The sequence below is a fragment of the Chlorobium ferrooxidans DSM 13031 genome (assembly GCF_000168715.1).
GTDB lineage: Bacteria > Bacteroidota > Chlorobiia > Chlorobiales > Chlorobiaceae > Chlorobium > Chlorobium ferrooxidans.
Window position 1 is genome coordinate 203,287 of sequence record NZ_AASE01000001.1, and the last position, 24,429, is coordinate 227,715.

Annotated in this window: 22 protein-coding genes; 7 read left to right on the forward strand and 15 right to left on the reverse strand. The window is 51.3% G+C overall.

Annotated features, from left to right (window positions below; genetic code table 11):
* Positions 1 to 73: 73 nt before the first annotated feature.
* Complete coding sequence (locus CFERDRAFT_RS00960; protein ID WP_040432820.1) at positions 74 to 292, reverse strand: hypothetical protein; 219 nt, start codon at positions 290 to 292, stop codon at positions 74 to 76.
* A gap of 41 nt (positions 293 to 333) precedes the next feature.
* Positions 334 to 807, reverse strand: a complete 474-nt coding sequence (bchF, locus tag CFERDRAFT_RS00965; protein WP_006365305.1) for a 2-vinyl bacteriochlorophyllide hydratase — start codon at positions 805 to 807, stop codon at positions 334 to 336.
* Positions 808 to 1,161: 354 nt separating this feature from the next.
* Between bchF and recX the strand changes: the two genes are divergently transcribed.
* Positions 1,162 to 1,668, forward strand: a complete 507-nt coding sequence (gene recX / locus CFERDRAFT_RS00970) for a recombination regulator RecX (RefSeq protein WP_006365307.1) — start codon at positions 1,162 to 1,164, stop codon at positions 1,666 to 1,668.
* Here recX and pyrH read toward each other — a convergent pair.
* From pyrH to rplM, 5 genes are all read right to left on the reverse strand, one after another.
* A complete protein-coding gene (gene pyrH, locus CFERDRAFT_RS00975; RefSeq protein ID WP_006365306.1) occupies positions 1,650 to 2,369 on the reverse strand; it encodes a UMP kinase in 720 nt (239 codons plus the stop codon). The genes recX and pyrH overlap by 19 nt on opposite strands.
* Before the next feature lie 90 nt (positions 2,370 to 2,459).
* Positions 2,460 to 3,326, reverse strand: a complete 867-nt coding sequence (gene tsf / locus CFERDRAFT_RS00980) for a translation elongation factor Ts (protein ID WP_006365308.1) — start codon at positions 3,324 to 3,326, stop codon at positions 2,460 to 2,462.
* Between the two features lie 33 nt (positions 3,327 to 3,359).
* Positions 3,360 to 4,115: a 30S ribosomal protein S2 gene (rpsB, locus tag CFERDRAFT_RS00985; protein ID WP_006365309.1), complete on the reverse strand. Its 756-nt coding sequence runs from the start codon at positions 4,113 to 4,115 to the stop codon at positions 3,360 to 3,362.
* 167 nt (positions 4,116 to 4,282) lie between these two features.
* On the reverse strand, positions 4,283 to 4,672 hold the full coding sequence (gene rpsI, locus CFERDRAFT_RS00990; RefSeq protein WP_006365310.1) for a 30S ribosomal protein S9: 390 nt from the start codon (positions 4,670 to 4,672) through the stop codon (positions 4,283 to 4,285).
* Positions 4,673 to 4,689: 17 nt separating this feature from the next.
* Positions 4,690 to 5,139 carry a 50S ribosomal protein L13 gene (gene rplM, locus CFERDRAFT_RS00995; RefSeq protein ID WP_006365311.1) on the reverse strand — a complete coding sequence of 150 codons (450 nt, stop codon included), beginning with the start codon at positions 5,137 to 5,139 and terminating at the stop codon, positions 4,690 to 4,692.
* 151 nt (positions 5,140 to 5,290) lie between these two features.
* Between rplM and der the strand changes: the two genes are divergently transcribed.
* The 3 genes from der to CFERDRAFT_RS01010 all read left to right on the forward strand — a co-directional run bounded on the left by der (position 5,291) and on the right by CFERDRAFT_RS01010 (position 8,174).
* Positions 5,291 to 6,604, forward strand: coding sequence for a ribosome biogenesis GTPase Der (gene der, locus CFERDRAFT_RS01000; RefSeq protein WP_006365312.1), 1,314 nt, complete (start codon positions 5,291 to 5,293; stop codon positions 6,602 to 6,604).
* A gap of 74 nt (positions 6,605 to 6,678) precedes the next feature.
* Entirely contained in the window at positions 6,679 to 7,797 is a 1,119-nt protein-coding gene (locus tag CFERDRAFT_RS01005; RefSeq protein ID WP_006365314.1) for an Mrp/NBP35 family ATP-binding protein, read from the forward strand.
* Positions 7,798 to 7,913: 116 nt separating this feature from the next.
* Complete coding sequence (locus CFERDRAFT_RS01010) at positions 7,914 to 8,174, forward strand: NifU family protein (protein ID WP_006365316.1); 261 nt, start codon at positions 7,914 to 7,916, stop codon at positions 8,172 to 8,174.
* Positions 8,175 to 8,181: 7 nt separating this feature from the next.
* On the opposite strand, the gene CFERDRAFT_RS01015 is transcribed toward CFERDRAFT_RS01010, so the two are convergent.
* From CFERDRAFT_RS01015 to uvrB, 8 genes are all read right to left on the reverse strand, one after another.
* A complete protein-coding gene (locus CFERDRAFT_RS01015; RefSeq protein ID WP_006365317.1) occupies positions 8,182 to 10,599 on the reverse strand; it encodes a DNA translocase FtsK in 2,418 nt (805 codons plus the stop codon).
* Between the two features lie 36 nt (positions 10,600 to 10,635).
* Positions 10,636 to 11,733 (reverse strand): glycine cleavage system aminomethyltransferase GcvT, encoded by a 1,098-nt coding sequence (gcvT, locus tag CFERDRAFT_RS01020; RefSeq protein ID WP_006365318.1) that lies wholly within the window; start codon positions 11,731 to 11,733, stop codon positions 10,636 to 10,638.
* Between the two features lie 237 nt (positions 11,734 to 11,970).
* Positions 11,971 to 12,294 carry a putative signal transducing protein gene (locus tag CFERDRAFT_RS01030; protein ID WP_006365319.1) on the reverse strand — a complete coding sequence of 108 codons (324 nt, stop codon included), beginning with the start codon at positions 12,292 to 12,294 and terminating at the stop codon, positions 11,971 to 11,973.
* A 143-nt stretch (positions 12,295 to 12,437) separates the two neighbouring features.
* Complete coding sequence (locus CFERDRAFT_RS01035) at positions 12,438 to 13,094, reverse strand: TPM domain-containing protein (RefSeq protein ID WP_006365320.1); 657 nt, start codon at positions 13,092 to 13,094, stop codon at positions 12,438 to 12,440.
* Positions 13,095 to 13,191: 97 nt separating this feature from the next.
* A complete protein-coding gene (locus CFERDRAFT_RS01040; protein ID WP_006365321.1) occupies positions 13,192 to 13,926 on the reverse strand; it encodes a TPM domain-containing protein in 735 nt (244 codons plus the stop codon).
* A 14-nt stretch (positions 13,927 to 13,940) separates the two neighbouring features.
* Positions 13,941 to 14,528 (reverse strand): LemA family protein, encoded by a 588-nt coding sequence (locus CFERDRAFT_RS01045; protein ID WP_006365322.1) that lies wholly within the window; start codon positions 14,526 to 14,528, stop codon positions 13,941 to 13,943.
* Positions 14,529 to 14,688: 160 nt separating this feature from the next.
* Positions 14,689 to 16,890, reverse strand: coding sequence for a RelA/SpoT family protein (locus tag CFERDRAFT_RS01050; protein ID WP_006365323.1), 2,202 nt, complete (start codon positions 16,888 to 16,890; stop codon positions 14,689 to 14,691).
* 120 nt (positions 16,891 to 17,010) lie between these two features.
* Positions 17,011 to 19,062: an excinuclease ABC subunit UvrB gene (gene uvrB / locus CFERDRAFT_RS01055; protein ID WP_006365324.1), complete on the reverse strand. Its 2,052-nt coding sequence runs from the start codon at positions 19,060 to 19,062 to the stop codon at positions 17,011 to 17,013.
* Positions 19,063 to 19,330: 268 nt separating this feature from the next.
* Here uvrB and CFERDRAFT_RS01060 point away from each other — a divergent pair, with 268 nt between their 5' ends.
* The 3 genes from CFERDRAFT_RS01060 to CFERDRAFT_RS01070 all read left to right on the forward strand — a co-directional run bounded on the left by CFERDRAFT_RS01060 (position 19,331) and on the right by CFERDRAFT_RS01070 (position 24,376).
* A complete protein-coding gene (locus CFERDRAFT_RS01060; RefSeq protein ID WP_006365325.1) occupies positions 19,331 to 22,276 on the forward strand; it encodes a M16 family metallopeptidase in 2,946 nt (981 codons plus the stop codon).
* A gap of 214 nt (positions 22,277 to 22,490) precedes the next feature.
* A complete protein-coding gene (gene lptG, locus CFERDRAFT_RS01065) occupies positions 22,491 to 23,570 on the forward strand; it encodes an LPS export ABC transporter permease LptG (protein WP_006365326.1) in 1,080 nt (359 codons plus the stop codon).
* A gap of 5 nt (positions 23,571 to 23,575) precedes the next feature.
* Complete coding sequence (locus CFERDRAFT_RS01070) at positions 23,576 to 24,376, forward strand: SAM hydrolase/SAM-dependent halogenase family protein (RefSeq protein WP_006365327.1); 801 nt, start codon at positions 23,576 to 23,578, stop codon at positions 24,374 to 24,376.
* The last annotated feature ends 53 nt before the right edge of the window (positions 24,377 to 24,429 follow it).

Consider the following 24,429-nt stretch of genomic DNA (forward strand, 5'->3'; position numbering starts at 1 on the left):
CATACTTCTCACACCGTCAGGCGCCGATGTGTATTGTTGATAAATTACGACAGGAGGGAACAGGACTCCCTCTTCAGGAGCGCTTTGCCTGTTTCTTGTTATGCCACTCTTCAATAAAAAAACCGGCTCCGTAAATGAGCAGAAAACCCGGAATAACCACACTGAGAAAGGTGATTTTGTCTCCGATGTTCTGCAGCTGACCCGACGACCAGATCATCCAGACAAGCACATACCATGCAGGTCCGACAAAGAGAAAGGTGGTATTCCAGAGTCTTTTAAAACTGTAGTTCATAACATATCGGGCATCTTGGTACATAGAAAGTGCACAAAGCGTCAGATCTGGCCGTCAATCCGGAGTTTGCGCTCATTGAGTTTTTCAAGAATAATCCTGACAAGGTACTGCAATGCATTGATCACATAGGTGAAATAGGCCAGAAAAGCGTCCCAGATAAGGACTTCCTGGGAATAACCAAGCCAGGCCAGAAAAAAGTAAAGGAGATGAAAAAAAGCAGCCACAGTACTGCCGATATCTTCCCAGAGAAACTCCTTGGAGTAGACCCATTGATCGAAAACCTCCTTTTCAAAAAACATCCCGGTAATGAACAGGAGCGCAAAAAAGAGTGTCTTGAAAAGAATGGCTATGCTGACCCAGTAAAAACCGGTAACAAACAGACCGTTGGCATAGAGCGCGGTAGTAGCAAGACCCGCAATAAAAAAGAGAAACTGAATCGGCGCAAGAATGATCTGTATATCGGTCCAGATTGAAGCGTTTCGTTTGGCAAGCTGTTCAGGGGTATAGCGAGGCATCTCTCTTTTACACTTGACGATAGTTGAAGAGCGATCGCACAGGTAACGATCTGCATGAAACTTAAAGCATTGAATATAGCAAAATTGAAGAGAGAGAAAAAGCCGGAACTCTTGCGCCCGCCTCTCAGTATGGGTCAAAACACTCTGCAGCAGATGACCGCTCACGCCGTATCATGAAGAGGTGCCTGATAGCACCCTTTCCGGTGTAACGGTCAAGCTGAAAACGAGCAGCGTTTTACGAGTTAAAATGGTGCTTTACAGGAATCACGCTTCATCGTACATTGAAGGGAAGGGGAGCAAAAGCTCTGGCTTGAACAGGCTCTCTCAACAGATCAATTCAGAAAGAGAAACCATATGGCGGATAGAGACAAAGAGGGGGCGATGCTCTTCGCCGTGAAACTGCTTGGACTGCGCAGTCATAGCCGCGATGAGCTTGAGCGCAAACTCCGGAAAAAAGGGTATGACGTAAGCTGTATCGAAGCGGTAATGGAGAAGCTGACCCTTCAGGGCCTGATTGATGACCGGGTGTTCGGTGCAGAGTTTATCCAGAGCCGGTCAAGGAGGAAACCTGCGGGAAAACTGAGAATGAGAAGCGAACTGAGAAAAAAAGGGGTTTCTGATACCATTATCACTACCCTCGTGAGTGCGATGGACTCAAGGGATCTCTGCCTGAAAGCGGCGGAGAAAAAATTCAGATCCCTGCATGCACGCTCCGGAGCCGACAAAAAGAAGCGGCTTGAGCAGTTCCTGCACAACAGAGGATTTGAATGGCAGGATATACAACCGGTAGTCAAGTCTGTGCTTGAGGCCGGCGGAGCCGGCCCGGACGATCAGGAGCTCTATCAGCAGGAATCACCATGAACCAGTGAGCCCACTTTTTCACCCTGAAGCAGGCGGGTGAAATTTCCTTTCACATTCATGTTCAGCACCACAATGGGCAGCACATTTTCACTACAGAGCGTAATGGCGGTCATATCCATAACCTTGAGGTTTTTACGGATCACATCAAGATAGGAGATACTTGAAAAGAACTCCGCATGCGGATTTTTCTCGGGATCCGAATCGTAGATACCGTCAACCCGTGTGCCTTTGACGATAACATCGGCCTCTATTTCAATCGCACGAAGTGAAGCTGCCGTATCGGTTGTAAAGTATGGATTTCCTGTTCCGGCACCGAAAATAACCACCCTTCCCTTTTCAAGATGCCTCACCGCCCTGCGCCGGATAAAGGGTTCAGCCATCTGCTCCATCTTTATTGCTGTCTGCAGCCGGGTAAAGACACCTTTGCGCTCAAGTACATCCTGAAAGGCGAGAGAGTTTATCACTGTGGCGAGCATACCCATATAGTCCGCCTGTACACGGTCCATCTTTGCCGCGGCCTCTGAAACGCCGCGAAAGATGTTTCCGCCCCCTATGACCAGGGCAATTTCTGCTCCCATATCCCTTGCCTCCCTGATCTCCTCGGCATAACGTTCAAGCATCTCGGCATTGAGACCGTAACCGTCTGCCCCTGCAAGAGCTTCACCACTTAATTTGAGCAAGATGCGCTTGTATTGCAGCATGTCCCTCTCCTTCTGAACAAAGGGTTAATAAATCAAATGAAAGATAAAAACCGGGCAAAAAAAAAGCCTCGAACAACGAGGCTTCTTTTTTTATTCTCCTATCTGACAGCGAACAAATTCGATAACATCGACCTTCGCCTGATGCTTCTTCCTGAACTCGCTGAGCACATCAGCCACCTTGGTGTTGTTGTCCTTGATAAAGGATTGCTCGGTCAGCACTACCTCCTGATAATACTTTTCAAGCCTTCCGGTAACAATCTTGTCAACGAACTCCTCCTTCTTGCCCTGTCCGAGTGCCTGCTGGCGAAAGATCTCCGACTCTCTGGCAATATAATCAGCAGGAACCTTCGACCGGTCGGTAACAATCGGAGCTGCTGCAGCAACCTGCATGGCAAGATCTTTTGCCAGCTCCCCGAGCAGTTCAGGCTTGTCGGTAGCAACATGAATAATCGCTCCAAGCCGGGATCCGGGATGGATATATGCCTCAACCAGACCGTCATGGCCATCGCAGGAAACAAGACGCTTGAGAGCAATCTTCTCACCCAGCTTGCCGGTCATGGTCTTTATTGCTCCATCAACTGTTTCACCGCCATAGGCTTCACCAAGAGTGAGTGCAAGCAAAGCTTCGGGAGAAGCGGCTCCGCTCGAAAGGGCCAGGTCGGCAAGCGCCGCAGCGAAAGAGGTGAAAACCTCACCGCGGGCAACAAAGTCCGTCTCGCAGTTAAGTTCAAGAATAACACCACTCTTGCGGTCATCACCTATTTTAACCGTTACCATTCCCTCGTTGGCCTCCCTGTCCGCCCTTTTGGCAGCAAGAGCAGCACCCTTCTTGCGAAGATAATCGATAGCTTTCTCTATATCCCCTGCGGTTTCATCAAGGGCTTTTTTGCAGTCCATCATCCCTGCACCGGTAATATCACGAAGACTTTTTACGTCTTTTGCTGAAATCTGGCTCATTGAACTATCACTCTTTTATATTATAAACTGGGCTTATTCGCTGATCTCTTCCTCTTCGCCGTCCTCTTCCTCTTCATCAAGATCGGCAAGAACCTCCTGCTCAACCTTCAGCTCTCTTGCTTTGAGGATCGTATCGGCAACGGCCTTGACCATAAGCTGTATCGAACGGATCGCATCATCGTTGGCAGGAATGACAAAATCAACCTGCTCCGGATCACAGTTGGTATCGACCATGGCAATGATCGGGATACCGAGTGAACGGGCCTCCTTGATGGCGATGTGCTCTTTCTTGATATCAACGATAAAGAGTGCGGCCGGAAGGCGTGTCATGGTAGCGATACCACCGAGAATTCTCATCAGCTTCTCCTTTTCACGGCCAAGCATGAGACGCTCTTTCTTGGTAATCATATCGAAGGTACCGTCAGTCTCCATTCTGTCAATGGAGTTCATTCGTCTGATACTCTGGCGGATGGTAGAGAAATTGGTAAGCATACCGCCAAGCCAGCGTTCGCAAACATAGGGCATTCCTGCGCGTTCAGCTTCTGCGGCAATAATCTGTTTGGCCTGTTTTTTGGTACCGACAAACATGATCTCCCGGCCTGTCTGCGCAACAGCCTCAATAGCCTTCAGCGCTTCGTCGGCAAGAACAACCGTTTTCTGCAGATCAATAATGTGAACACCGTTCTTTTCCATGAAAATATACGGCTTCATTTTCGGACACCAGCGGCGTGCAAGGTGACCGAAGTGTACTCCTGCGCGGAGCATCTCTTCAAGCTGGAAATGCGACATCTCTTCTCTTCCTGTGGTTTAGTTATTCCTCTACCGTGCATCTACTGACCGGTATCCGGCGCCGGAGCGCCGGACACTTCCGGTAAGCTTCATCCCGATTGCGTCGGGATGAGCACGATATGTGAAGTTGTTTACTGAAATACAAAAGCAAGTACGGATAGCCGGGATTAACGTTTCGAGAACTGGAAACGTTTGCGGGCTTTTTTGCGACCGAATTTTTTCCGTTCTACCATACGCGGATCTCTGGTCAGAAGCTTCTCGGTTTTTAGGACAACACGGGCAGTTTCATCAAACTCGGTAAGAGCGCGGGCAATGGCAAGACTGACCGCTCCGGACTGGCCGCTTACACCGCCGCCCTGAACGTTGATCTTGATATCAAAATCCTCTGTTTTTTCTGTAAGCACAAGCGGACGGAGAGCCTGCTGACGCTTGAACTCATCCTTGAAATACTCTTCAACCGGCAGTTTGTTGATGATGATCCGACCTTTACCCGGGCTCAGAAATGCTCTTGCCACGGAGGTTTTACGGCGTCCTACTGTATCGATAACCTCTTTCATTACCTATTCTTTATGGTTTATTTTATTTTCATTTCAACAGGTACCTGCGCAGCGTGCGGATGCTCGGGGCCTGCATAGACCTTGAGTTTCCTGAAAAGCTGGCGGCCGAGATTATTGTGCGGCAGCATTCCCCAGACGGCATGCTCGATAACCTTCTCGGGCTTTTTCTTCAAAACATCCTTGACATGATCAATCTTGACGCCACCGGGATAGTGCGAATGCGAAAAGTAGGATTTCTGATCCTCTTTCTTACCCGTCAGGGCTACTTTTGCAGCATTGGTCACAACAATAAAATCACCGGTATCGATATGCGGAGTAAACTGCGCCTTATGCTTGCCCCGGAGGACCTTTGCGATTTCAGAAGCCATTCTGCCAAGGACCTGACCTTCTGCATCAATGATATACCACTTCCGCTCGACTTCAACAGGCTTGGCCGAATATGTTTTGAAACTTAACGTCTTGCTCATGCTGTACAATAGGATTAACTGGACTTTTCCGAAAAATAAAGTTCATCAATGTAAATTATTTCACTTAATTCTACAAATTATACCTTATATCTAAAAAGGAATTCCAGGGGAGCCCGGACCAACTTTTCTTACCAAGACTGCATCTGCTGTTATGAAGCCTTTAATCGCACTGGTGGGCCGACCCAATGTCGGCAAATCGACCCTTTTCAACAGAATCCTGCGCCAGCGAAGCGCCATTGTTGACAGTACGCCCGGCGTTACAAGGGACCGCCACATCGCAGATGGAGAGTGGCAGGGAAAACAGTTTCTCCTGATGGATACCGGCGGCTACAACGCCGAGAGCGACCTCATAAGCAAGGCGATGCTTGAGCAGACCCTGATGGCCATTCGCGATGCCGATATTATTGTTTTCGTCACCGATGCCCGTGCCGGACTCTCCTACGAAGATCTCGAACTCGGCAAGCTTCTGAAACGCAACTTCCAGAACAAGCAGCTCTTCTTTGCAGTCAACAAGGTCGAATCCCCCCAGCTCATTATCGAGGCTGAATCCTTTATCAGTACCGGATTCACCAAGCCATACTTCATCTCGGCAAAAGATGGCAGCGGGGTTGCTGATATGCTCGACGATATCCTTGAAACATTCCCCGAACTTGAAGATGTTCCTGATGAAGAGGACTCTGCCATAAGCCTTGCTATCGTCGGAAGGCCGAATGTAGGCAAATCAAGCTTTGTCAATGCGCTGCTCAATTCAAACCGCCATATCGTATCAAGCATAGCAGGCACAACCCGTGATGCCATTGACAGCCGGTTTACCCGCAAAAAGCAGGAGTTCGTTCTGATTGATACCGCAGGATTGAGAAAACGAACCAAAATAGACCGGGGTATTGAGTATTACAGCTCACTGCGGACAGAGAAGGCTCTTGAGCGGTGCGATGTTGCTCTCGTCATGCTTGATGCCACACCCGGCATCGAAAAGCAGGATCTGAAAATCATCAATATGGCGGTCGAGAAGAAAAAAGGAGCACTCCTGCTCGTCAATAAATGGGACCTGATTGAAAAGGATTCAAAGACAAGCAAGATCTACGAGGATAATCTTCGCTCCAGCATGGGCAACCTCGGCTACATACCGGTGCTGTTTATTTCTGCACTGACCAAAAAGAATCTCTACCGCGCCATTGATACCGCACAGCAGATCAGTGAAAGCCGCTCCCGGAAAATAAGCACCAGTGCCCTCAACCGTTTCCTTGAAGAGACTCTACAGCAAAAGCACCCGTCAAGCAGAACCGGCAAGGAGCTGAAAATCAAATATATGACCCAGATCGAATCCCACTGGCCGATATTTGCATTTTTCTGCAATGATCCGGAACTTGTGCAGACCAATTTCATAAAGTTTCTTGAAAAAAAGCTGCGTGAATCCTTCTCGCTTGAAGGGGTACCGATTTCGCTTCGCTTCATGCAGAAATAGGGCGCAGTAACCCTCTGAAAGCTGATCATCTGTTTCTACGAGCACCGCTCTTAACCATTAATCGCCACAGTCGTATGTCCATAATAACAGAAGCGCAAATTATCGCAGCGCTCAGTACCGTCAATGACCCCGACCTGAACAGGGATCTCGTTACACTCAACATGATATCCGATGTCCGGATTGATAGCGGAAACAGGGTCTCGTTTACGGTAACGCTTACCACACCGGCATGCCCGCTCAAAGAGCAGATCAAGCAATCCTGTATAGCGGCAGTCAACGCACAGGTACCGGGAGTTTCTGCCATTGAGGTAACCATGAGCTCGAAAGTCACCTCCTCCTGCGGCCATCACGGCCACCAGCACGGAGAGCACCATCACGAAGGAGAACACACCTGCTGCAGCGAAAAACCGCTGAAAAATGTTAAAAACATCATTGCCGTAGCATCCGGAAAAGGGGGAGTCGGAAAATCAACCTTTGCTGTAAACCTTGCGGTCTCGCTTGCCGGAACTGGAGCCAAAGTCGGCCTGATTGATGCCGATCTCTACGGGCCGAGTATTCCGACCATGTTCGGACTCCTTGATGCAAAACCGGAAGTGGTGAACAAGAATCTGGTTCCCCTTGAGAAATATGGCGTGAAACTGATGTCGATCGGATTTCTGGTTGACACCGATACCGCAGTTGTCTGGCGGGGCCCCATGGCGTCAAGCGCCATCAAACAGTTCATCAATGAGGTGGACTGGAATGAACTTGATTATCTGATTTTCGATATGCCTCCCGGTACCGGTGATATTCAGATCACCCTTGTCCAGACCCTTCCGCTGACCGGAGCGGTTATCGTTACAACGCCACAGGACGTAGCGCTTGCCGATGTATCAAAGGCTGTCAGCATGTTCCGCAAGGTGAATGTACCTATTCTCGGACTGGTTGAAAACATGAGCTACTACGAACTTCCTGATGGCACCAAAGACTACATTTTCGGTCACCATGGAGGAGAGAACTTCGCCAGAACCCACGGGCTTGAATTCCTCGGCTCAATCCCTATTGACCGTGAAGTTCGCGAAGACGGCGACAACGGAACTCCCTATGTTCTTGGCCATTCAGGCTCTGCAACATCCATAGCGGTCAACCGTGCAGCGATGGAGGTAGCCCGCAGGGTTTCAATAACCAATGCCGAATGCGCCGCAGCGAAATAAGGTTATTCCGGAAATTAAAAACGCTGCCTTGTTGTTTTTTTGCGGCGGAGGTTTAATATTAGTGCTATGAATCTCAGGCCGGAAACACTATTAATCATTACAAAACCATTCAGATCATGAGCACCAGCAAGGATTATCTTCCAAACAGTGATGCAATTTACGACCGGGTCATAGCTGCACTTGAAACCGTACGTCCCTACCTTCAGGTTGACGGTGGCGACTGCCAGCTTGTAGGAATTTCAAAGGATATGGTTGTTGATGTGAAGCTGCTCGGTGCATGCGGTTCATGCCCGATGAGCACACTCACCCTGCGTGCAGGCGTTGAGCAGGCAATCAAAAAGGCTAATCCCGAGATTGTCCGCGTAGAATCCGTCTGAAATTCCCTTACCCGTCCAGATTTCTCAAGAGTAGCTCCAGGGAGTCCTCGTTATTGATGAGGACTTCCCTTGCTCTACTCCCGTCAGCTTCACTGACAATCCCGCTGAACTCAAGCTGGTCCATCACTCTTCCCGCACGACTGAACCCGAGCCTCAAACGACGCTGCAGAAGCGAAACACTGGCCTGCTGATGCATAACCACAAGACGTGCCGCCTCCTCAAACATGCTGTCCCTCCCATCCTTCTCCGTACTTCCGGATGACTGGGAACCGTTGCCTTTCTGGGAATCGGGTGCAGGAAGCACACAGAGATTCTTGAGCGCATGCTGGGAGCCGATAAAGGAGGTAATTGCCTCCACCTCTCCCGAGGAGACATAGGGCCCCTGAATACGCATCGCCTTTGGCTGGTCGGATGGCTGAAAGAGCATATCACCGTTTCCAAGAAGCTGATCGGCCCCCGAGCTGTCGAGAATGGTGCGGGAATCAACCCTGCTTGCCACCTGAAAAGCAATTCGCGAAGGGAAGTTAGCCTTGATAATGCCGGTAATGACATCGACCGAAGGGCGCTGGGTGGCAACAATCAGGTGAATGCCGACAGCACGGGCAAGCTGGGCAATCCTGATGATCGGCTCTTCAACCTCACGTCCGGCCGTAATCATGAGATCGGCAAGCTCATCAATGACCACAACAATATAGGGCAGCGCCTCTTCAGGGAAACGGCGGTTAAGGTCACCGATATTGCGCACACCCGCCTTTTCAAGGGTCTCATAACGCAGCTCCATCTCCTTGACCACACACCGCAAAGCATAGACCGCCTTCTGTGGATCGGTGATGATCTGCTCCTCAATACCGGGAAAACGCATGAGAAAATGGTTCTTCAGATGCTGGTACTGAAAGAGTTCAACCCGTTTCGGATCAACCATCACAAATTTGACCTTGTCAGGGCTGCATGCATAGAGCAGGCTCGATATGATAACATTGATGCAGACCGACTTTCCGGCACCGGTTGCACCGGCTATCAACAGATGCGGCATGGTCGCCAGATCGGCAATGTAGACCTCATTGGCAATGGTTTTGCCGAGTACAATCGGCAGAACCATCTTGCTGTTCTTGAATTTTTCAACCTGAAGCACCGAGCGAAGCCAGACCGTTTTCGGTTTTCCGTTCGGAATCTCGACACCGACCGCATTTTTACCGGGAATAGGAGCAATGATCCTGATCCCGCGGGCGGAAAGAGCCATGGCAAGATCATTCTCAAGGGATTTAACCCGGCTCACCTTGACATCCGGCGCAAGCTCCAGTTCGAAAAGGGTCACTCGCGGCCCGACAGTTGTCGATATTCTCTTGACCTCAATCTTGTAGATCGCAAGCTTCTCAAGCAGCTTCCGCTTGCTTTCGGCGAGGTGATGCTCATCGATATGGTCATTATCCTCGGGCACCTTTTCCAGCAGGTCAATCGAGGGAAACCGGTAAGCTTCACGGTCTTTCGTCTGCACTTTCAGGCGACGCTCATCAAGATCGGCCTCTTTTTCCCGAACGGTTTGATGAATAATCATCTCAGGCTCACCGGGAACCTGGGAAATCAGCTGCTGCAGGGTTGTAGATGCAGCCGGAGTTGCATCCGCAGGCAGAACAGGTTCATCATAAGTGAGCGGAACTGCCGGACGAGGCTCTTCCTTCGGTTGCATAACCGGTGCCGGTGCCGGAACAGATCGCATCTGCTCCTCCTTTTTCCGCAAGGCCTTTTCCTCTTTGACTCTTCTCTTTTCGGCCCTTTTTTCCCGCCGCTCTTCATTCCACACCCTGATGGCTTCAGCCGGAACGCTGGCCGCACTCATGACCGTAACAACAATCCGTGAGAGTGCCGCAAACACACTTTTGCCCATATAGAAGGTGAGCACTACGGCAATCACACCGAGCAAAACCCATGCGCCGGTAAATCCTATGACCGTTGAAAGCAGTGCGGCAAGCATACGCCCGATTGTTCCGGCCATGACATCACTGAATGGTGCTGACGTGAGTCCGAACATGGAAGCCGCAACAATGGAGATAACCACACTGTAAAGAAAAAAGAAGAGCGCTGGTTTGAGACTTTTTGCCCGAAGCAGTGACCATCCCCAGAAAAACATGGACAGTACGGGCAGAATAACCGGATAACCAAGAAAGGAGTTGATAAAGAACGCCGAAAGCCGCGCACCAAGGAGGCCGAAAGGATTATGGATACTCTCGGCAACATCACTGGCGGCTTTGCCGAATATATCATACCAGCGAAGAGCCGCAAAGCTCGCTTCATCATCGGGATGAAAACTCAGGATGGCACAGATCAGATAGAGAGAGCCCAGCATAAAAGCAATGCCGATGATCTCCTTTTTGAGCATCGTCCTGTCCGGAGCACTCCCTTTGGCTGCTTTTTTCTCTCTTTTCATTTTCACTGTGCACTCACTCCTTGATAACTTGTACCGTCAACCCAGAGAGGTTGTAACAAACGGCAGACTCCTGATCACACCGCTGTGGAAACCGCCACGAACTTCCACAAAAATAGATGTTCCCGGTTTTATATACTGGCGAACAATATTGCAGGTACCTACCGGCTCCTGCAGCGTCGGTGACTGGGTGCCGCTGCATACCCAGCCGATCTCCTGGCGGTCACTGTTATAGACCTTGAAATGCTGGCGGGGAAGCACCCGACCTTCAAGCGAAAATCCGGCAACACCCCTCTGGAGGTTACTTTCAACCTGCTGGCAGGCCTCCCTGCCGATAAAATGACCCTTATCCATCTTGACCACCCACTTCAGACGGGCTTCAAGCGGATTGGTATCCTGATCAATCTCATGGCCATAAAGTGAATAACCCATCTCAAGGCGAAGCGTATCACGCGCACCCAGACCGATTGGCTGAATACCATCCTCTTTTCCCGCCTCCATGAGCGCTTCCCATAACGGTTGCGCCTGTTCATTCGAAAGACAGATCTCAACACCCTGCTCTCCGGTATAGCCGGTTCGTGCAATGATAGCCTCCGAACCATTGAAGAGCGCACTGCAGAAGTGGAATGATCCAAGCGAGTTGACTTCAGCCGAAGGAAATACTCTCGAAAGAATATTCAGCGCCAGCGGCCCCTGCAGGGCAATCAGCGAGAGACGATCGGTATGATCTTCAAGCACAACTCCATCAAAAGCGCCGATATGCTCCTGCAGCCAGGCATAATCCTTCGGAGCATTGCTTGCGTTGACAATGAGAAAAAAGGTTTCGCTGTCAATACGATAGATAATCAGATCGTCAACAATACCACCGCTCGGATAGAGCATGAGATTGTACTGAGCCTGACCGTCCTTGGCCTTGGAGATATCATTGGTCGTCACGGACTGAAGGAACTCCAGTGCTCTTTTGCCCCTGACATAAAAGTTGCCCATGTGGGAGACATCAAAAAGCCCCGCAGCGCTCCGCACTGCCCTATGCTCGGCAATAATGCCCGCATACTGAACCGGCATCAGATAGCCGCCGAAATCGATAATTTTTGCTCCGGCCTTCTCGTGCCAGGCGTACAATGCGGTTTTTTTCATAACTACCCTATACTAAAGTTGTTGAGCGGCATTGCCGCTGAGCGTAAAAAAACATCCTTAAAGAGAAAAATACGTTTTTTCCCGTGATACAGGAGAAACTGTTCATGGTAAAACAAGGTAAACCATGCAAGTAAAGCCAATATACGAATCCTGATTTCCTGCAAAACAGAGCGGGGAAATATTTTCATTGAAGAAGTGATCAAAAGAGCTGAACAGGATGCGGATGAAAACAAGTTTTTACTCGTCGCTTTGCCGCCCGCACTTCCAGCATGAAGAGAACTGCCCTTCAATCGATTCGCCGCAACCCGGGCAAACCCATTGGGGGCGGGTTTCATGCAGCGAACTCCGCCACCCTTCAACCAGCTCAGCGGCTCTGGAATAGTCCGCGTCATGCATAATCCAGAGTGCAGGGAGGCACTCCTGGGGCGCAAGCTCCCCTGAAGCAATGGAGAGATGTTCGTTGCGGATGGTGCAGGCAATCTCCTCCCTGTCAAGCAGCTCCCTGAGCAGGTAGACCTCGCCTGACTGGCTCATCGTATTTGGTGTAAACAAATGCTTCATCAGGGCGCCTCTATTAATTGTAGTGAGCGGATTGTGTACGAGACGGACGGAGCGCAGAAACCGGAATGTACAAGTGGTACTTGAGGATTTCGGGCACCGCCCAACGAAGTAATCATTTCGCGGAATAAATTAATCGCGGTGCCCTATTTGCCTGCGCCAATAATAACCTCATCGGAAAGCTCATTGCGGTCACCGGCTTGCAGCGGAAAATGGGTAGAGAGGATATCTGCACAACGATCAACCGCTGTAGCAATTGCTGCGGCCTGTGTTTTGGCATGGATGCCGCCGACAATGGTCGTAACAATCTCCTGCCAGGCATCCTTGTTCACCCTGTCATTGATGCCTTTGTCGGCAATAACACGCACGTGGTGCTCGAAGAGGGAGATGTAGATGAGAATGCCGGTATGGTCAACCGTCTGGTTGAGATCCCGGTAATAAAAAGTTTGAATAGCCGCCTCCTCAACCTCCTCTCTCATGTCGGAACGGGTAACAAAAATACGTTTGAGCAGAGGTACCCGCCTGATCACTTCGTGAACGAAAATGAAAACCATACTGAAGAGAGCAGGAAAGAACCACATACTCTCCTTGCCGATAAATTGCTCATAGAGAAAGGTCACGGCAATGGTGATAATCATCGCTGTCAGGAGGCTGCCAAGCATAGAGGCAAGTGGATAGTGATAGCTGGAGGGAACAACCATGACGACGATCTCGCCCGAGGTACGTTTTTCCGCCTCAGCGACCCGTGCCTCAATATGCTGCCGTTCAGCGGCTGTAAGGAATTTTTCCGCCGGATCTTTCATAATATCACCAATCTTTATGTGTTCAGGGCACCGCTAAAAATCGTCGTGAGCGGTTTGAAGTTCAAGCCCCGTTGGGGCGAAATGTCGGTAGCGCAGGCTACCAGTCGCCTGACGCACCACCCCCGCCAAAACCGCCTCCACCTCCGCCACCTCCACCAAAGCTGCCGCCTCCGCCGTAGAAGCCACCACCCGTACCGCCGATCATCGGCCCGCCGCCCCGGTGGCCGCGGGTGAGCTGGCTGATAAAATAGATCACCAGCAGGATAATGAACAAAAGAGGAATGGAGGGCTTGCCGTTGCTCCCTTTTGCCTGGGGTTTCGCCTTATATTCACCATGAACCGCGGCAATGATGGCATCAACGCCTTTACTGAATCCGTCATCAAACTTGCCTGCCTTGAAAGAGGGTACTATCTCGTCATTGATAATCCGTCCGGAGAGAAGATCGGTCAGTCGCCCCTCAAGGCCGAAACCAACCTCAATGCGAACCTTGTGATCATCCCGCGAAACAATGAGCAGAACTCCGTTATCACTGCCTTTATGGCCGATTTTCCATGCTTCGGCCACCTTTATTGAAAAGTTCTCGATAGGCTCTCCTTCAAGCGAAGGAACGGTAAGAACAGCAATCTGAGTAGATTCCGCCGCTTCAAACTGCTGAAGCTTTGCCTCCAGTTCGGCTTTGACGGAAGGCGATATCATGGCGGCATAATCATTAACCCGCCCTGAAAGTGCCGGTACTCCGATAGCACTGAGGGTGCTGAGCGGCAACAGCTGGAGCAGTGCCGCCAGCAAAAAGAGAGCTGCCCTGACCTTCGAACTCATCAATCGATTCATGTCGCTTTTCAGTATCAGAATTTCACCGCCGGTACCGCTTTTGCTGCTTCATCAGCCTTGAAATATGATTTGGCCTGCAACTTCAGAAGAATGCCGTTGGTAAGAGAGTTCGGGAACTTCCTGATTGAGAAGTTGAAAACCTCTACGGCGCCGTTGTAGCGCTGACGGGCCACACTGATACGGTTTTCAGTGCCTTCAAGCTGAATCTGGAGATCCCGGAAATTCTGGTTGGCCTTGAGCTCCGGATAGCGCTCTACCGCAATCAGCAGGCGTGAAAGGGATGACGAGAGGTTTCCCTGGGCACTCTGGAACTTTGCCATGGCCGCCGGGTCACTCAGCATCGCTGGCGTAAGCTGAATGGAGGTCGCTTTCGCTCTGGCTTCAATAACCGCAGTAAGGGTCTCCTTCTCAAAATTGGCCGCCCCTTTGACCGTGGCAACAAGATTCGGCACCAGATCGGCTCTCCGCTGCAACTGCGACTCAAGATCACCCCATGAGCGGTTCACCGCCTCTTCATTCTGCTGGATACTGTTGTAACCGCACCCGGAAAGGGTGCTGAATAAGAGAAAAAAAGCAAGCAATTTTGCCATAGACCATTTCATATCTCTCTCCTGTCTCATGTTTATTTTTGGTTTAATTGTAATAAATATCTGTTCGTTATCGGAATCATATCTTTCCCCCCAGGGTTGAAACCCTGCGCTACCAATATTTCGCTCCTCCGGAGCTTAAACACTTTTGATATTCCATAAGTCCTTGCTCTCTTCAGCTTATCAGACGCTCAACGGTAAAGATTCCCTGCACCTTTTTCAGCTTGTCCATAAGGGTATTGAGCTTTTCCGCGTTACGGACATAGATCATCAGGGTTCCCACAAACATCCCGTCACGGGCGTGAAGCGAAATGCTGCGGATATTGGTATCGAATTTGGAGATGACGGTGGTCAGCTGGTTTGAAATACCGAGACGGTCTTCACCGACAATCCTGATACCGGCAAGAAAGTCGGTCTCGACTTTCCGGTTCCAGGAAACCGAAACAACCCGTTCGCTTTTCAGCAGATTCTCGTTACTGACATTGAGGCAGTTCTTGCGGTGAATCTTCACCACCCCTTCACTGGTAACAAACCCGAGCACATCATCACCGGGTACCGGCTGACAGCACTTTGCATAGGAGTAAGCGATATTGCTCATTCCGGCAATGGTCACCTCATCCTTTTTCGAAGCCGGACGATCCAGATCCTGATCGTGACGGGCAATCTGCAGGTAGTCCTCAACCTGACGCGCCTCATCGGCAACGGTTTTCGAGGCCGGTTCATCCTTGCGGGGGTTGGTCACCCGCTCCATGACCTCCTCACCGTTGATCTGCTGGTTTGCCAGTGCGCTGAAAAAATCAGACGGCGTCTTGATCCCGTAGCGTTTGGCCTGCGTGACAATATCGTTATCCGTAAAGAGCTTTTTGGTACCGCTCACCATTTTCTCCCACATACCGCGCCCCTTCTCAATCTGCAGGCGCCGCTCCTCATTGATAGCCGAGCGTATTTTCAGCTTGGCACGCTGGGTCACCACAATTTTAAGCCAGTCAGCCTTGGGCTTCTGGTTTTTGGAGGTGATGATCTCAAGACGGTCGCCGGACTTCAACTGCGCATTCAGACGGACAATCTTGCCGTTGACCTTCGCTCCGATACAGCCGTTACCGACCTCGGTGTGGATGGCATAGGCAAAATCTATCGGTGTTGCACCGGCAGGCATGGTCTTCATGTCTCCCTTCGGCGTAAAGACGTATATCTCGTCGTGATAGAGGTTGAGCTTGAACCCTTCCATAAAGGCCGCCGCAGAGTCGGCATCCTTGATCAGCTCCCTTGCCCAGCGGAGAAATGAGTCGATATGGGCATCATCCCTCGATATTTTCTCCTTGTACCGCCAGTGGGCCGCAACACCAAGCTCGGCAAACTCATGCATCCGCTTGGTGCGGATCTGCAGCTCGATCATGTTCCCTTTCGGGCCGATGATGGCCGAATGCAGGGACTGATAGCCGTTATGCTTGGGTATGGAGATGTAGTCCTTGAAGTGCTGCGGAATCGGAGGGTACTTCTGCGTAATGAAACCGTAGACCGCAAAACAGTCGGCAATTCGCTCCGTATCAACAATCACCCTGAGACCGTAGAGATCGTGAATATCCTCAAAGTCCTTGTTCTTGTTGCGCATCTTGTTGTAGATGGAGAAGAGGTGCTTGGCCCGCCCCTGCACCTCAACCTTGAACCCCTGCTTTTCCAGATCGGCCGTAATCGGATCAATCATCTTGTTCAGGTAGTTGATCCTCTCTCCCCTGCTCAGTCGAACCTTCTGCTGGAGAAACTCATACATCTCCGGATCGATATACTTGAGCGCAAGGTTTTCAAACTCGACCTTCATCTTTCCAAGACCGAACCGGTGAGCCAGAGGTGCATAGATATCTCTGGTCTCAAGCGCGATCTTCAGCCGGCGATGCTCCGGAAGCGACTCAAGCGTTCGCATGTTGTGCAGCCGGTCGCAGAACTTGATCAGAATGACCCTGATATCCTTGACCATCGAAAGGAGCATCTTGCGAAACCCTTCCGCCTGTGTTGTCTCCCGGTTGATCATGATACCGGAGATCTTGGTCAGCCCTTCAACAATATCGGCTACCTCAACGCCAAGTTCGGCAACAATGTCCTCATAGGTGTAGCCGCTGTCCTCAATAACGTCGTGCAGCAGCGCGGCCGCCACGGAGACTCCGTCAAGGGGAAGCTCATTGAGCAGAATGGTGGCCACTTCAACCGGATGATAAAAAAAAGGCTCTCCTGAAGCCCTTTTTTCACCCTCATGTGCCCGATAGCACATAAAAAATGCCCGCTGAATCAGCGATTCATCAAAGTTTTTAAGATTCCTGCGCGAAAGCCGGAGAATCTCGTTCAGTTTATTGTAATGGTTTTTCTCTATCTGGGCTAACATCGTAGCATCAACTCCGGTGAACAACGCATTAAAATGGAAACAAAAGGAGAATGGGAGAAAACTCCCTTTTATTATATAACGTTAATTCCAAACAAGAAAACAAACCGCCGAAAAAATCATTCAGATATCTGAAGGCTGACGCGATTCTATCACCTGCTCCAGCTTTGCAATCTCATCGCGCAGATAAGCCGCTTTCTCATACTCCATATGCACCGCCGCCTCCTGCATTTCAATCCGGAGCTCGGCAGCCATGGCATACCCCTCGGCCGGAGTCATGGATTCAAGCAGACCGGCAAGCATCCGTTCCGGTTTGGGCTCAAGGCCGAACCGCTTCCTGCGGTATCGCTCTTCGGCATCCGCAACCCCTGTTGTATCGAGAATCTGGTCAACCGATTTAATGATTGAGCGGGGCACGATGCCGTGCTCTTCATTGTAGCGCTGCTGGATAGTGCGGCGTCGGGCGGTTTCATCAAGCACCTCGCGGATTGAACGGGTCACGACATCGGCATAGAGCACAACAAACCCCTCAACATTACGGGCCGCCCTTCCGGCAATCTGCATCAGCGAGCGGGTATTGCGAAGAAAACCCTCCTTGTCGGCGTCAAGAATCGCAACAAGGGAGACCTCGGGCAGATCAAGCCCTTCCCGCAGCAGATTGACACCGACAAGCACATCAATATCGCCAACCCTGAGCTCCCGGAGAATCTGTATACGTTCAAGGCTCTTGATCTCCGAATGGAGATATCGCGAACGGATACCGGTCTTTCTGAAAAAATCGTGCAGATCCTCGGCCATTCTCTTGGTCAGGGTCATCACCAGCGCCTTGTTCCCCTTTGCGGTGTGCAGACGGATCTCGGCCAGCAGATTATCGATCTGCCCCTTGACCGGACGCACCTCTACCGGAGGATCAAGCAGACCGGTGGGACGCACAAGCTGCTCAACCACCACTCCTCCCGAGCGGGTCAGTTCATGCTCGCTCGGCGTGGCACTTACGCAGATAACCTGCGGCGCCATCTCCTCAAACTCCTCAAAGCGGAGCGGCCGGTTGTCAAGCGCCGAAGGGAGCCTGAATCCGTGCTCGACAAGGATTGTTTTCCGGGAGCGGTCGCCTCCGTACATGCCGCGAATCTGTGGCAGGGTAACATGCGACTCATCAATGACCACAAGGTACTCCTCAGGGAAATAGTCGAGCAGGCAGTAGGGCCGTTCGCCGGCATTGCGACCGGAGAGATGACGGGAGTAGTTCTCGATTCCGGAACAGTAGCCAAGCTCCTTCATCATCTCAAGGTCATAGCGGGTGCGCTCCTCAAGACGGCGGGCCTCAAGCAGGCGATTTTCAGCACGAAACCAGTTGAGCTGACCGGCCAGCTCATTCTCGATTGCAAACATAGCCTCCTTGAGCTTCGCCTCCTCGGCCACAAACTGCCGGGCCGGATAGATAAAGGCATACGGATCAACGCCGAGCACTTCGCCGCTGTGAATATCAAAGGTCTGCAGGCTCTCGATTTCATTGCCGAAAAATTCGACCCTGAGCGCCAGCTCCTCATGCGCCGGAACCAGATCGATAATATCCCCCCTGACTCGGAACTTTCCGGGTGCCGGATCGATATCGTCACGAACGTAGTGCAGGGCGATCAGCTCCTTGAGAAAGAGATCCCGATCCTTCTCCATCCCCGACCGCAGCTCGATAATCTGGGCTTTCCAGTCCTCCGGTGAACCGAGACCGTAGATACAGCTGACCGAACTGACCACAATCACATCCTTGCGGCCGCTGAGCAGCGAGCTGGTTGCCCGGAGCCTGAGACGCTCAATCTCGTCGTTAATGCGAAGGTCTTTGGCTATATACTTGTCAAGCGCGGGAAGGTAGGCCTCAGGCTGGTAAAAATCATAGTAGCTGATGAAATACTCGACCGCATTATCAGGAAAAAACTGTTTGAGCTCTCCGTAAAGCTGGGCGGCAAGGGTCTTGTTATGACTCATCACCAGAACGGGCTTGTTGACCCGGGCTATGACATTGGAGATGGTAAAGGTTTTTCCCGAACCGGTCACGCCGAGCAGGGTCTGATAGGGATTTCCCGTCAGTACGCCTTCACTCAAAGCCTCAATCGCTTTCGGCTGGTCTCCTGTCGGACTGTATGGGCTCACAAGCCTGTATAGATCACTCCCCTGCATAAACACTCACTTTTCTTGATATTGGAACTCCTCTTCTCTCTTTCGGTGCCTACAAGAACTATTAATACTGTTTGTTAGTTCTTCCAGAATCTTGTATAACAAAGTACCGGCTGCGATTGCTTTACATAAACTCCGCATGCAAAAAGGCCCTCCCGAAAACGGACGCCCGCTTTCCGGAACAGAGCATCACCGGCATGGCAATTTTCGTGCACGCACAGTGAATCCGGTTGCAATTATGCACATTTAATCCCATTATTATAATCTTTTCATGCCGGAAAATTTTCAAGCGTTCATGAACAGTCGCATCCCGATATTTGCCATCGGAATACTTTTTTTGCATTTAATTTCCTGTAAACCCATGATAAAAGAAGAGAAGCAGTATCCATACACTACCACACAGGGCGACTCCCTCCATACAAGAATCTATACACTGAAAAACGGCCTGACGGTCTTCATGAGCCCCTACAGGGATGAGCCGAGAATCTATACCTCCATTGCCGTACGTGCCGGAAGCAAGAACGATCCTGCCGAAACAACCGGCCTTGCCCACTATCTCGAACATATGCTCTTCAAGGGTACCGATGCAATCGGCTCTCTTGACTATGAAAAGGAGCGCACCGAGCTCGACAAGATCACGGAGCTCTATGAAGAGTACCGTTCAACCTCCGACCTGGACAAACGGGCGGCAATATACCGTGATATCGACAGCATATCCAATGTAGCGGCCAGCTTCACCGTACCCAACGAGTACGACAAGCTGCTCAACTCCATCGGCGCACAGGGCACCAATGCCTACACCTGGGTCGAGCAGACGGTCTACGTCAATGATATCCCGTCAAACAAGTTCGACCAGTGGCTTACAATCGAAGCCGAACGGTTCCGCAATCCGGTCATGCGGCTCTTTCACACCGAGCTTGAAACGGTCTATGAAGAGAAAAATATGACCATGGACAGCGACAGCCGCAAAATATGGGAGAATCTCTTTGCCGGTCTTTTCAAAAAACACACCTATGGAACCCAGACCACCATCGGCAAGGCGGAGCATCTGAAAAATCCCTCGATAAAAAATGTCATCGACTACTACCGCACCTACTATGTGCCGAACAACATGGCACTCTGTATCGCCGGTGACTTCGATCCGGATGAAACCATAAAACTGATTGACCGGAAATTTTCGGTACTCCAGCCAAAAGAGATCCCCCATTTCACTCCGGCAGTGGAAGAGGAGATCAAAAAGCCCACCGTTATCAAGGCCAAAGGGCCTGAGGCTGAAGAGCTGGTTATCGGATACCGCTTCAACGGCATCAACAGCAGTGACGCAGACTATCTGACCCTTCTCGACAAGATCCTCTACAACCAGACCGCAGGCCTCATCGACCTCAATCTGAACCAGCAGCAGAAGGTGCTTGATGCCGGCTCCATGCTCGTGATGATGAAAGATTACTCCGCGCACATCCTGAGCGGCAAACCAAGGGAGGAGCAGAGCCTTGACCAGGTACGGGCACTGCTGCTTGAGCAGATTGAGCTGCTCAAGGAGGGGAAATTTCCCGACTGGATGCTTGAGGCGGCCATCAACGACCTGAAACTCGAACAGCTGAAACTCTACGAAAGCAACAGGGGCAGGGTTGAAGCCTATGTTGACGCCTTCATCTGGGGTATGCCGTGGCCGGAACATGTCAGCCAGATAGAGCGGCTTGAAAAGATCACCAAGGCCGATCTTGTTGCGTTTGCAACAAAACATTACCGCGATAACTATGTCACGGTCTACAAGGAGCACGGCAAGGCAAAAAGCGAAAAGAAGATCCAGAAACCGCCGATCACTCCGCTCAAGGTAAACCGCGACACCTCGTCGCCATTTGCCGAAAAGCTTCTGGCAGAGAAATCAGCGAAAACCGAACCGGTCTTTCTCGACTACCGCAAGGATATCACCTTTGAGGATGTCAACCCCTCAATCAAGCTGCACTACCTGCAAAACCTTGAGAACGAGCTCTTCTCGCTCTACTATGTGTTTGATGTCGGCAAAAACCACAGCCGCAAAATCAACCTTGCGCTCGACTATCTCTCCTATCTCGGCACCTCCACGCTTACACCGAGAGCCTTCAGCCAGGAGCTCTATAAAATCGGTGCAAGCTTCACAGCCTTTACGGCGGACAACTATGTCTACCTGAAACTCTCAGGACTGGGCAAGAATGCTCCGGCGGCTATCCGCCTGCTTGAAACCCTGCTTGTTGATGCCAAACCCGATGAGGAGGCGCTTGAGAACCTCAAGGCCGGTGAATTGAAAGAGCGCGCAGACGACAAGCTTTCGAAGAAAAAAATACTCTTCGAAGCCATGACCAACTACGGCAAATACGGCTCAACCTCTCCCTTCACCAATGTGCTCAGTGATGAGGAGCTTGGCAAGGTAACATCCACTGAACTGCTCTCGGAACTGCACGATCTGCTGCAGTATCAGCACCGGGTACTCTACTACGGCCCTGCGAAAGCACAGGAAGTGCTCGCAGAGCTTCGTTCGGTCCGCCATTACCCTGCGTCATTCAAAACGCCTCCGGTATCCGATCCCTACCCGGAGCTGGAACAGCAGGATAATCAGGTCTATGTAGTCGATTACGATATGACCCAGGCCGAGGTGATCATGCTGACGCGCGATGAGCTTTACGATCCATTGCAGGTTCCCCTGGCTACCTTCTTCAACGAGTATTACGGCGGAGGGATGTCGTCGGTGGTCTTCCAGGAGCTGCGCGAGGCCAAGGCCCTTGCCTACTCCGTCTTTTCGGTCTACAGGGCTCCGAAGCAGAAAGAGAAACACAACTACATGGTAAGCTATATCGGCACACAGGCCGACAAGCTTCCGGAAGCGCTTGAAGGGATCAGCCATCTGATGAACGACCTGCCGAAATCGCCCGAGCTCTTCGCGTCCGCCCAGAACGGCATTCTGCAGAAAATCTCGACCGAGCGCCTTACCAGAACCGAGGTGCTCTTCAACTATGAAGATGCGGTCAGAATGGGCCACAGCCATGATATCAGAAAAGATATCTATCGCGAAGCGGCAACCATAACCCTCAAGGATATCGAAGCCTTCCACAAAAAGCATCTGCGCAATAAAAACCATGTCATGCTGGTGCTCGGCAAAAAAGGGAACCTCGACATGGCAACCCTGCAGAAGTACGGAACGGTTAAGGAGCTTAAATTGAAGGATATTTTCGGATACTAACAGATTGCACCGCTCATGACGATTTATAGCGATACAGAGGAAGAGTTCGTTCATTTTCGATATAAGGGCGCCTCTATTTATTGTCGTGAGAAGCCCGAGGACAAGGCGGATGGAGCACAGAAACCGGAGTGTATACGGAGTACATGAGGATTTCGAGCACCACCCAACGCAGTAATCGGGTTTCGGAATAAATAAATAGAGGTGCCCATAACGCATGAAAATTCTTGACCGCTACATATTCAGGCAGTTTGCAAAGGCGTTTATCTTTACCTCCACCACCTTTGTCTTCCTGTTCATCCTTATCACCATGGTCGAACACCTTGATGATATGATGGGCAGGAATCTCTCCATTTTTCAGATTATCGGCTACTACCTCCTCTCCATTCCCTCCACCGTTCTGGTAACCGCTCCGGTCAGCTCGCTCCTCGCTTCCATTCTGGTGGCAGGCCGCCTCTCGGCTTCCAGCGAACTCTCGGCAATCCGTTCTGCCGGTGTCAGCATGCGCCAGCTTCTCTACCCCTTTCTTGCCGGAGCCTCGTTCATCGCCGCCGTGAACCTGGTCAATTCCTGCTGGATAGCTCCTGCGGCATTTTCCGGTATAGCCCGCTTTGAACGGGAGCATCTCTCCAAAGAGCCCGGAAAGCTCCCTGAAAACCGGAACATGCACCTGATCGAGCAGGGGAACCGGATTGTCTCGATCGGAAGTATGGGGAGTGATGAATCAACGGGCAAAGCCGTCTCGATAGAGGAGTTCAGCGGCGCGCACCTCGTCTCACGAATCGATGCCGCATCCATGAGCTACAACCCGAAGAGCGGGGAGTGGATGCTTGAGAACGCTGCAATCCGCTCGTTCACCGGCGGAAGCGAGCAATACAGCTTCATTGGCCGCAAACCGGTCAAACTCTCCATCTCACCCCGCTCACTGCTTGAGTTCAACCTGCAGCCGGATGAGATGAACGTCAGCCGCCACTACCGCTACCTCACGGAAAAACGGCAGGCAGGTATTTCCGGACTCGATCGCTCAGCCGTCAAGTTCTACACCAAGCTCTCCCTCCCCTTCGCCTCACTCATCGTCATGCTGATCGGCGTACCGCTCTCGGCCAAGAAAAAAAGGGGCGGACTGGCCTCTGAAATCACCATTGCCCTCTTCTTCGGCTTTCTCTTTATCGGATTACAGAAAACCGTCGCAATTGCCGGATACCAGGGAGCCATGAATCCCGCGCTGGCTGCATGGCTGCCGAACATCATCTTTCTTATCGTCGGATACCTCATCTATAAAACCGCAATCGACTGAGCCGTATGCCTGCACCCGCCCATCCTGTTATCGTGCTGATGACCGATTTCGGCATCACGGACAGCTATGTCGGCCAGATGAAGGGGGTCATCCTCTCCATCGCACCCGAAGCGAGGATCATCGACCTGACGCACGCCATTACGCCCCAGAACATCGCTCACGGTGCTTTCATCCTCACAAAATCAGCCGATTTTTTCCCCGAAGGCTCCATATTTGTCTCGGTGGTTGACCCCGGTGTCGGCACCTCACGAAACGCGATTGCGGTCCGGACAGAGCGGGCACTCTTTCTTGCACCTGATAACGGTATGCTCACCTCAATTCTTCAGAGCAGAAGCGTAACTGAGGCTGTCACCATCACCGATAGCCGCTACCTGCTTCCGGTTCGCAGCTCAACCTTTCACGGTAGGGATGTTTTTTCGCCTGCAGCCGCACACCTCGCTTCCGGCCTACCGATAGAGAGTCTGGGAAAGAAAATTGATCCTGCGGAGTGCACAAGGATCCCGATGCCGGAGTGCCACAGCGCCGACAACGGAAAAACATGGGAGGGAAGTATCATCTACACCGACCACTTCGGCAATCTGGTCACTTCACTCGACGCGCAGCTCCTTGACCGCTCAAAAAAGTGGCATGTTCATGCAGGCAAATACCGCCATCCGGTCTCCCGCACCTACGGCGATGCCGCCGACCAGCAGCCCCTCGCCTACACCGGCAGCTTCGGAATGATTGAGATAGCCGTCAGAAACGGCAACGCCCGTGAGACTTTGGGACTGAAGGATGGAGACCCGGTCAGAGCCGAGAGCACCTGACCGGCGTGAGGTTTTCAGCAGCAATTGACTATGCTGCACCGCTATGAATCGTA

Excerpts from the sequence above, each read along its gene's own strand:
- CFERDRAFT_RS00960 (WP_040432820.1), bottom strand. The coding sequence starts at position 292 with ATGAACTACAGTTTTAAAAGACTCTGGAATACCACCTTTCTCTTTGTC.
- bchF (WP_006365305.1), bottom strand. The coding sequence starts at position 807 with ATGCCTCGCTATACCCCTGAACAGCTTGCCAAACGAAACGCTTCAATC.
- recX (WP_006365307.1), top strand. The coding sequence starts at position 1,162 with ATGGCGGATAGAGACAAAGAGGGGGCGATGCTCTTCGCCGTGAAACTG.
- pyrH (WP_006365306.1), bottom strand. The coding sequence starts at position 2,369 with ATGCTGCAATACAAGCGCATCTTGCTCAAATTAAGTGGTGAAGCTCTT.
- tsf (WP_006365308.1), bottom strand. The coding sequence starts at position 3,326 with ATGAGCCAGATTTCAGCAAAAGACGTAAAAAGTCTTCGTGATATTACC.
- rpsB (WP_006365309.1), bottom strand. The coding sequence starts at position 4,115 with ATGTCGCATTTCCAGCTTGAAGAGATGCTCCGCGCAGGAGTACACTTC.
- rpsI (WP_006365310.1), bottom strand. The coding sequence starts at position 4,672 with ATGAAAGAGGTTATCGATACAGTAGGACGCCGTAAAACCTCCGTGGCA.
- rplM (WP_006365311.1), bottom strand. The coding sequence starts at position 5,139 with ATGAGCAAGACGTTAAGTTTCAAAACATATTCGGCCAAGCCTGTTGAA.
- der (WP_006365312.1), top strand. The coding sequence starts at position 5,291 with ATGAAGCCTTTAATCGCACTGGTGGGCCGACCCAATGTCGGCAAATCG.
- CFERDRAFT_RS01005 (WP_006365314.1), top strand. The coding sequence starts at position 6,679 with ATGTCCATAATAACAGAAGCGCAAATTATCGCAGCGCTCAGTACCGTC.
- CFERDRAFT_RS01010 (WP_006365316.1), top strand. The coding sequence starts at position 7,914 with ATGAGCACCAGCAAGGATTATCTTCCAAACAGTGATGCAATTTACGAC.
- CFERDRAFT_RS01015 (WP_006365317.1), bottom strand. The coding sequence starts at position 10,599 with ATGAAAAGAGAGAAAAAAGCAGCCAAAGGGAGTGCTCCGGACAGGACG.
- gcvT (WP_006365318.1), bottom strand. The coding sequence starts at position 11,733 with ATGAAAAAAACCGCATTGTACGCCTGGCACGAGAAGGCCGGAGCAAAA.
- CFERDRAFT_RS01030 (WP_006365319.1), bottom strand. The coding sequence starts at position 12,294 with ATGAAGCATTTGTTTACACCAAATACGATGAGCCAGTCAGGCGAGGTC.
- CFERDRAFT_RS01035 (WP_006365320.1), bottom strand. The coding sequence starts at position 13,094 with ATGAAAGATCCGGCGGAAAAATTCCTTACAGCCGCTGAACGGCAGCAT.
- CFERDRAFT_RS01040 (WP_006365321.1), bottom strand. The coding sequence starts at position 13,926 with ATGAATCGATTGATGAGTTCGAAGGTCAGGGCAGCTCTCTTTTTGCTG.
- CFERDRAFT_RS01045 (WP_006365322.1), bottom strand. The coding sequence starts at position 14,528 with ATGAAATGGTCTATGGCAAAATTGCTTGCTTTTTTTCTCTTATTCAGC.
- CFERDRAFT_RS01050 (WP_006365323.1), bottom strand. The coding sequence starts at position 16,890 with ATGTTAGCCCAGATAGAGAAAAACCATTACAATAAACTGAACGAGATT.
- uvrB (WP_006365324.1), bottom strand. The coding sequence starts at position 19,062 with ATGCAGGGGAGTGATCTATACAGGCTTGTGAGCCCATACAGTCCGACA.
- CFERDRAFT_RS01060 (WP_006365325.1), top strand. The coding sequence starts at position 19,331 with ATGCCGGAAAATTTTCAAGCGTTCATGAACAGTCGCATCCCGATATTT.
- lptG (WP_006365326.1), top strand. The coding sequence starts at position 22,491 with ATGAAAATTCTTGACCGCTACATATTCAGGCAGTTTGCAAAGGCGTTT.
- CFERDRAFT_RS01070 (WP_006365327.1), top strand. The coding sequence starts at position 23,576 with ATGCCTGCACCCGCCCATCCTGTTATCGTGCTGATGACCGATTTCGGC.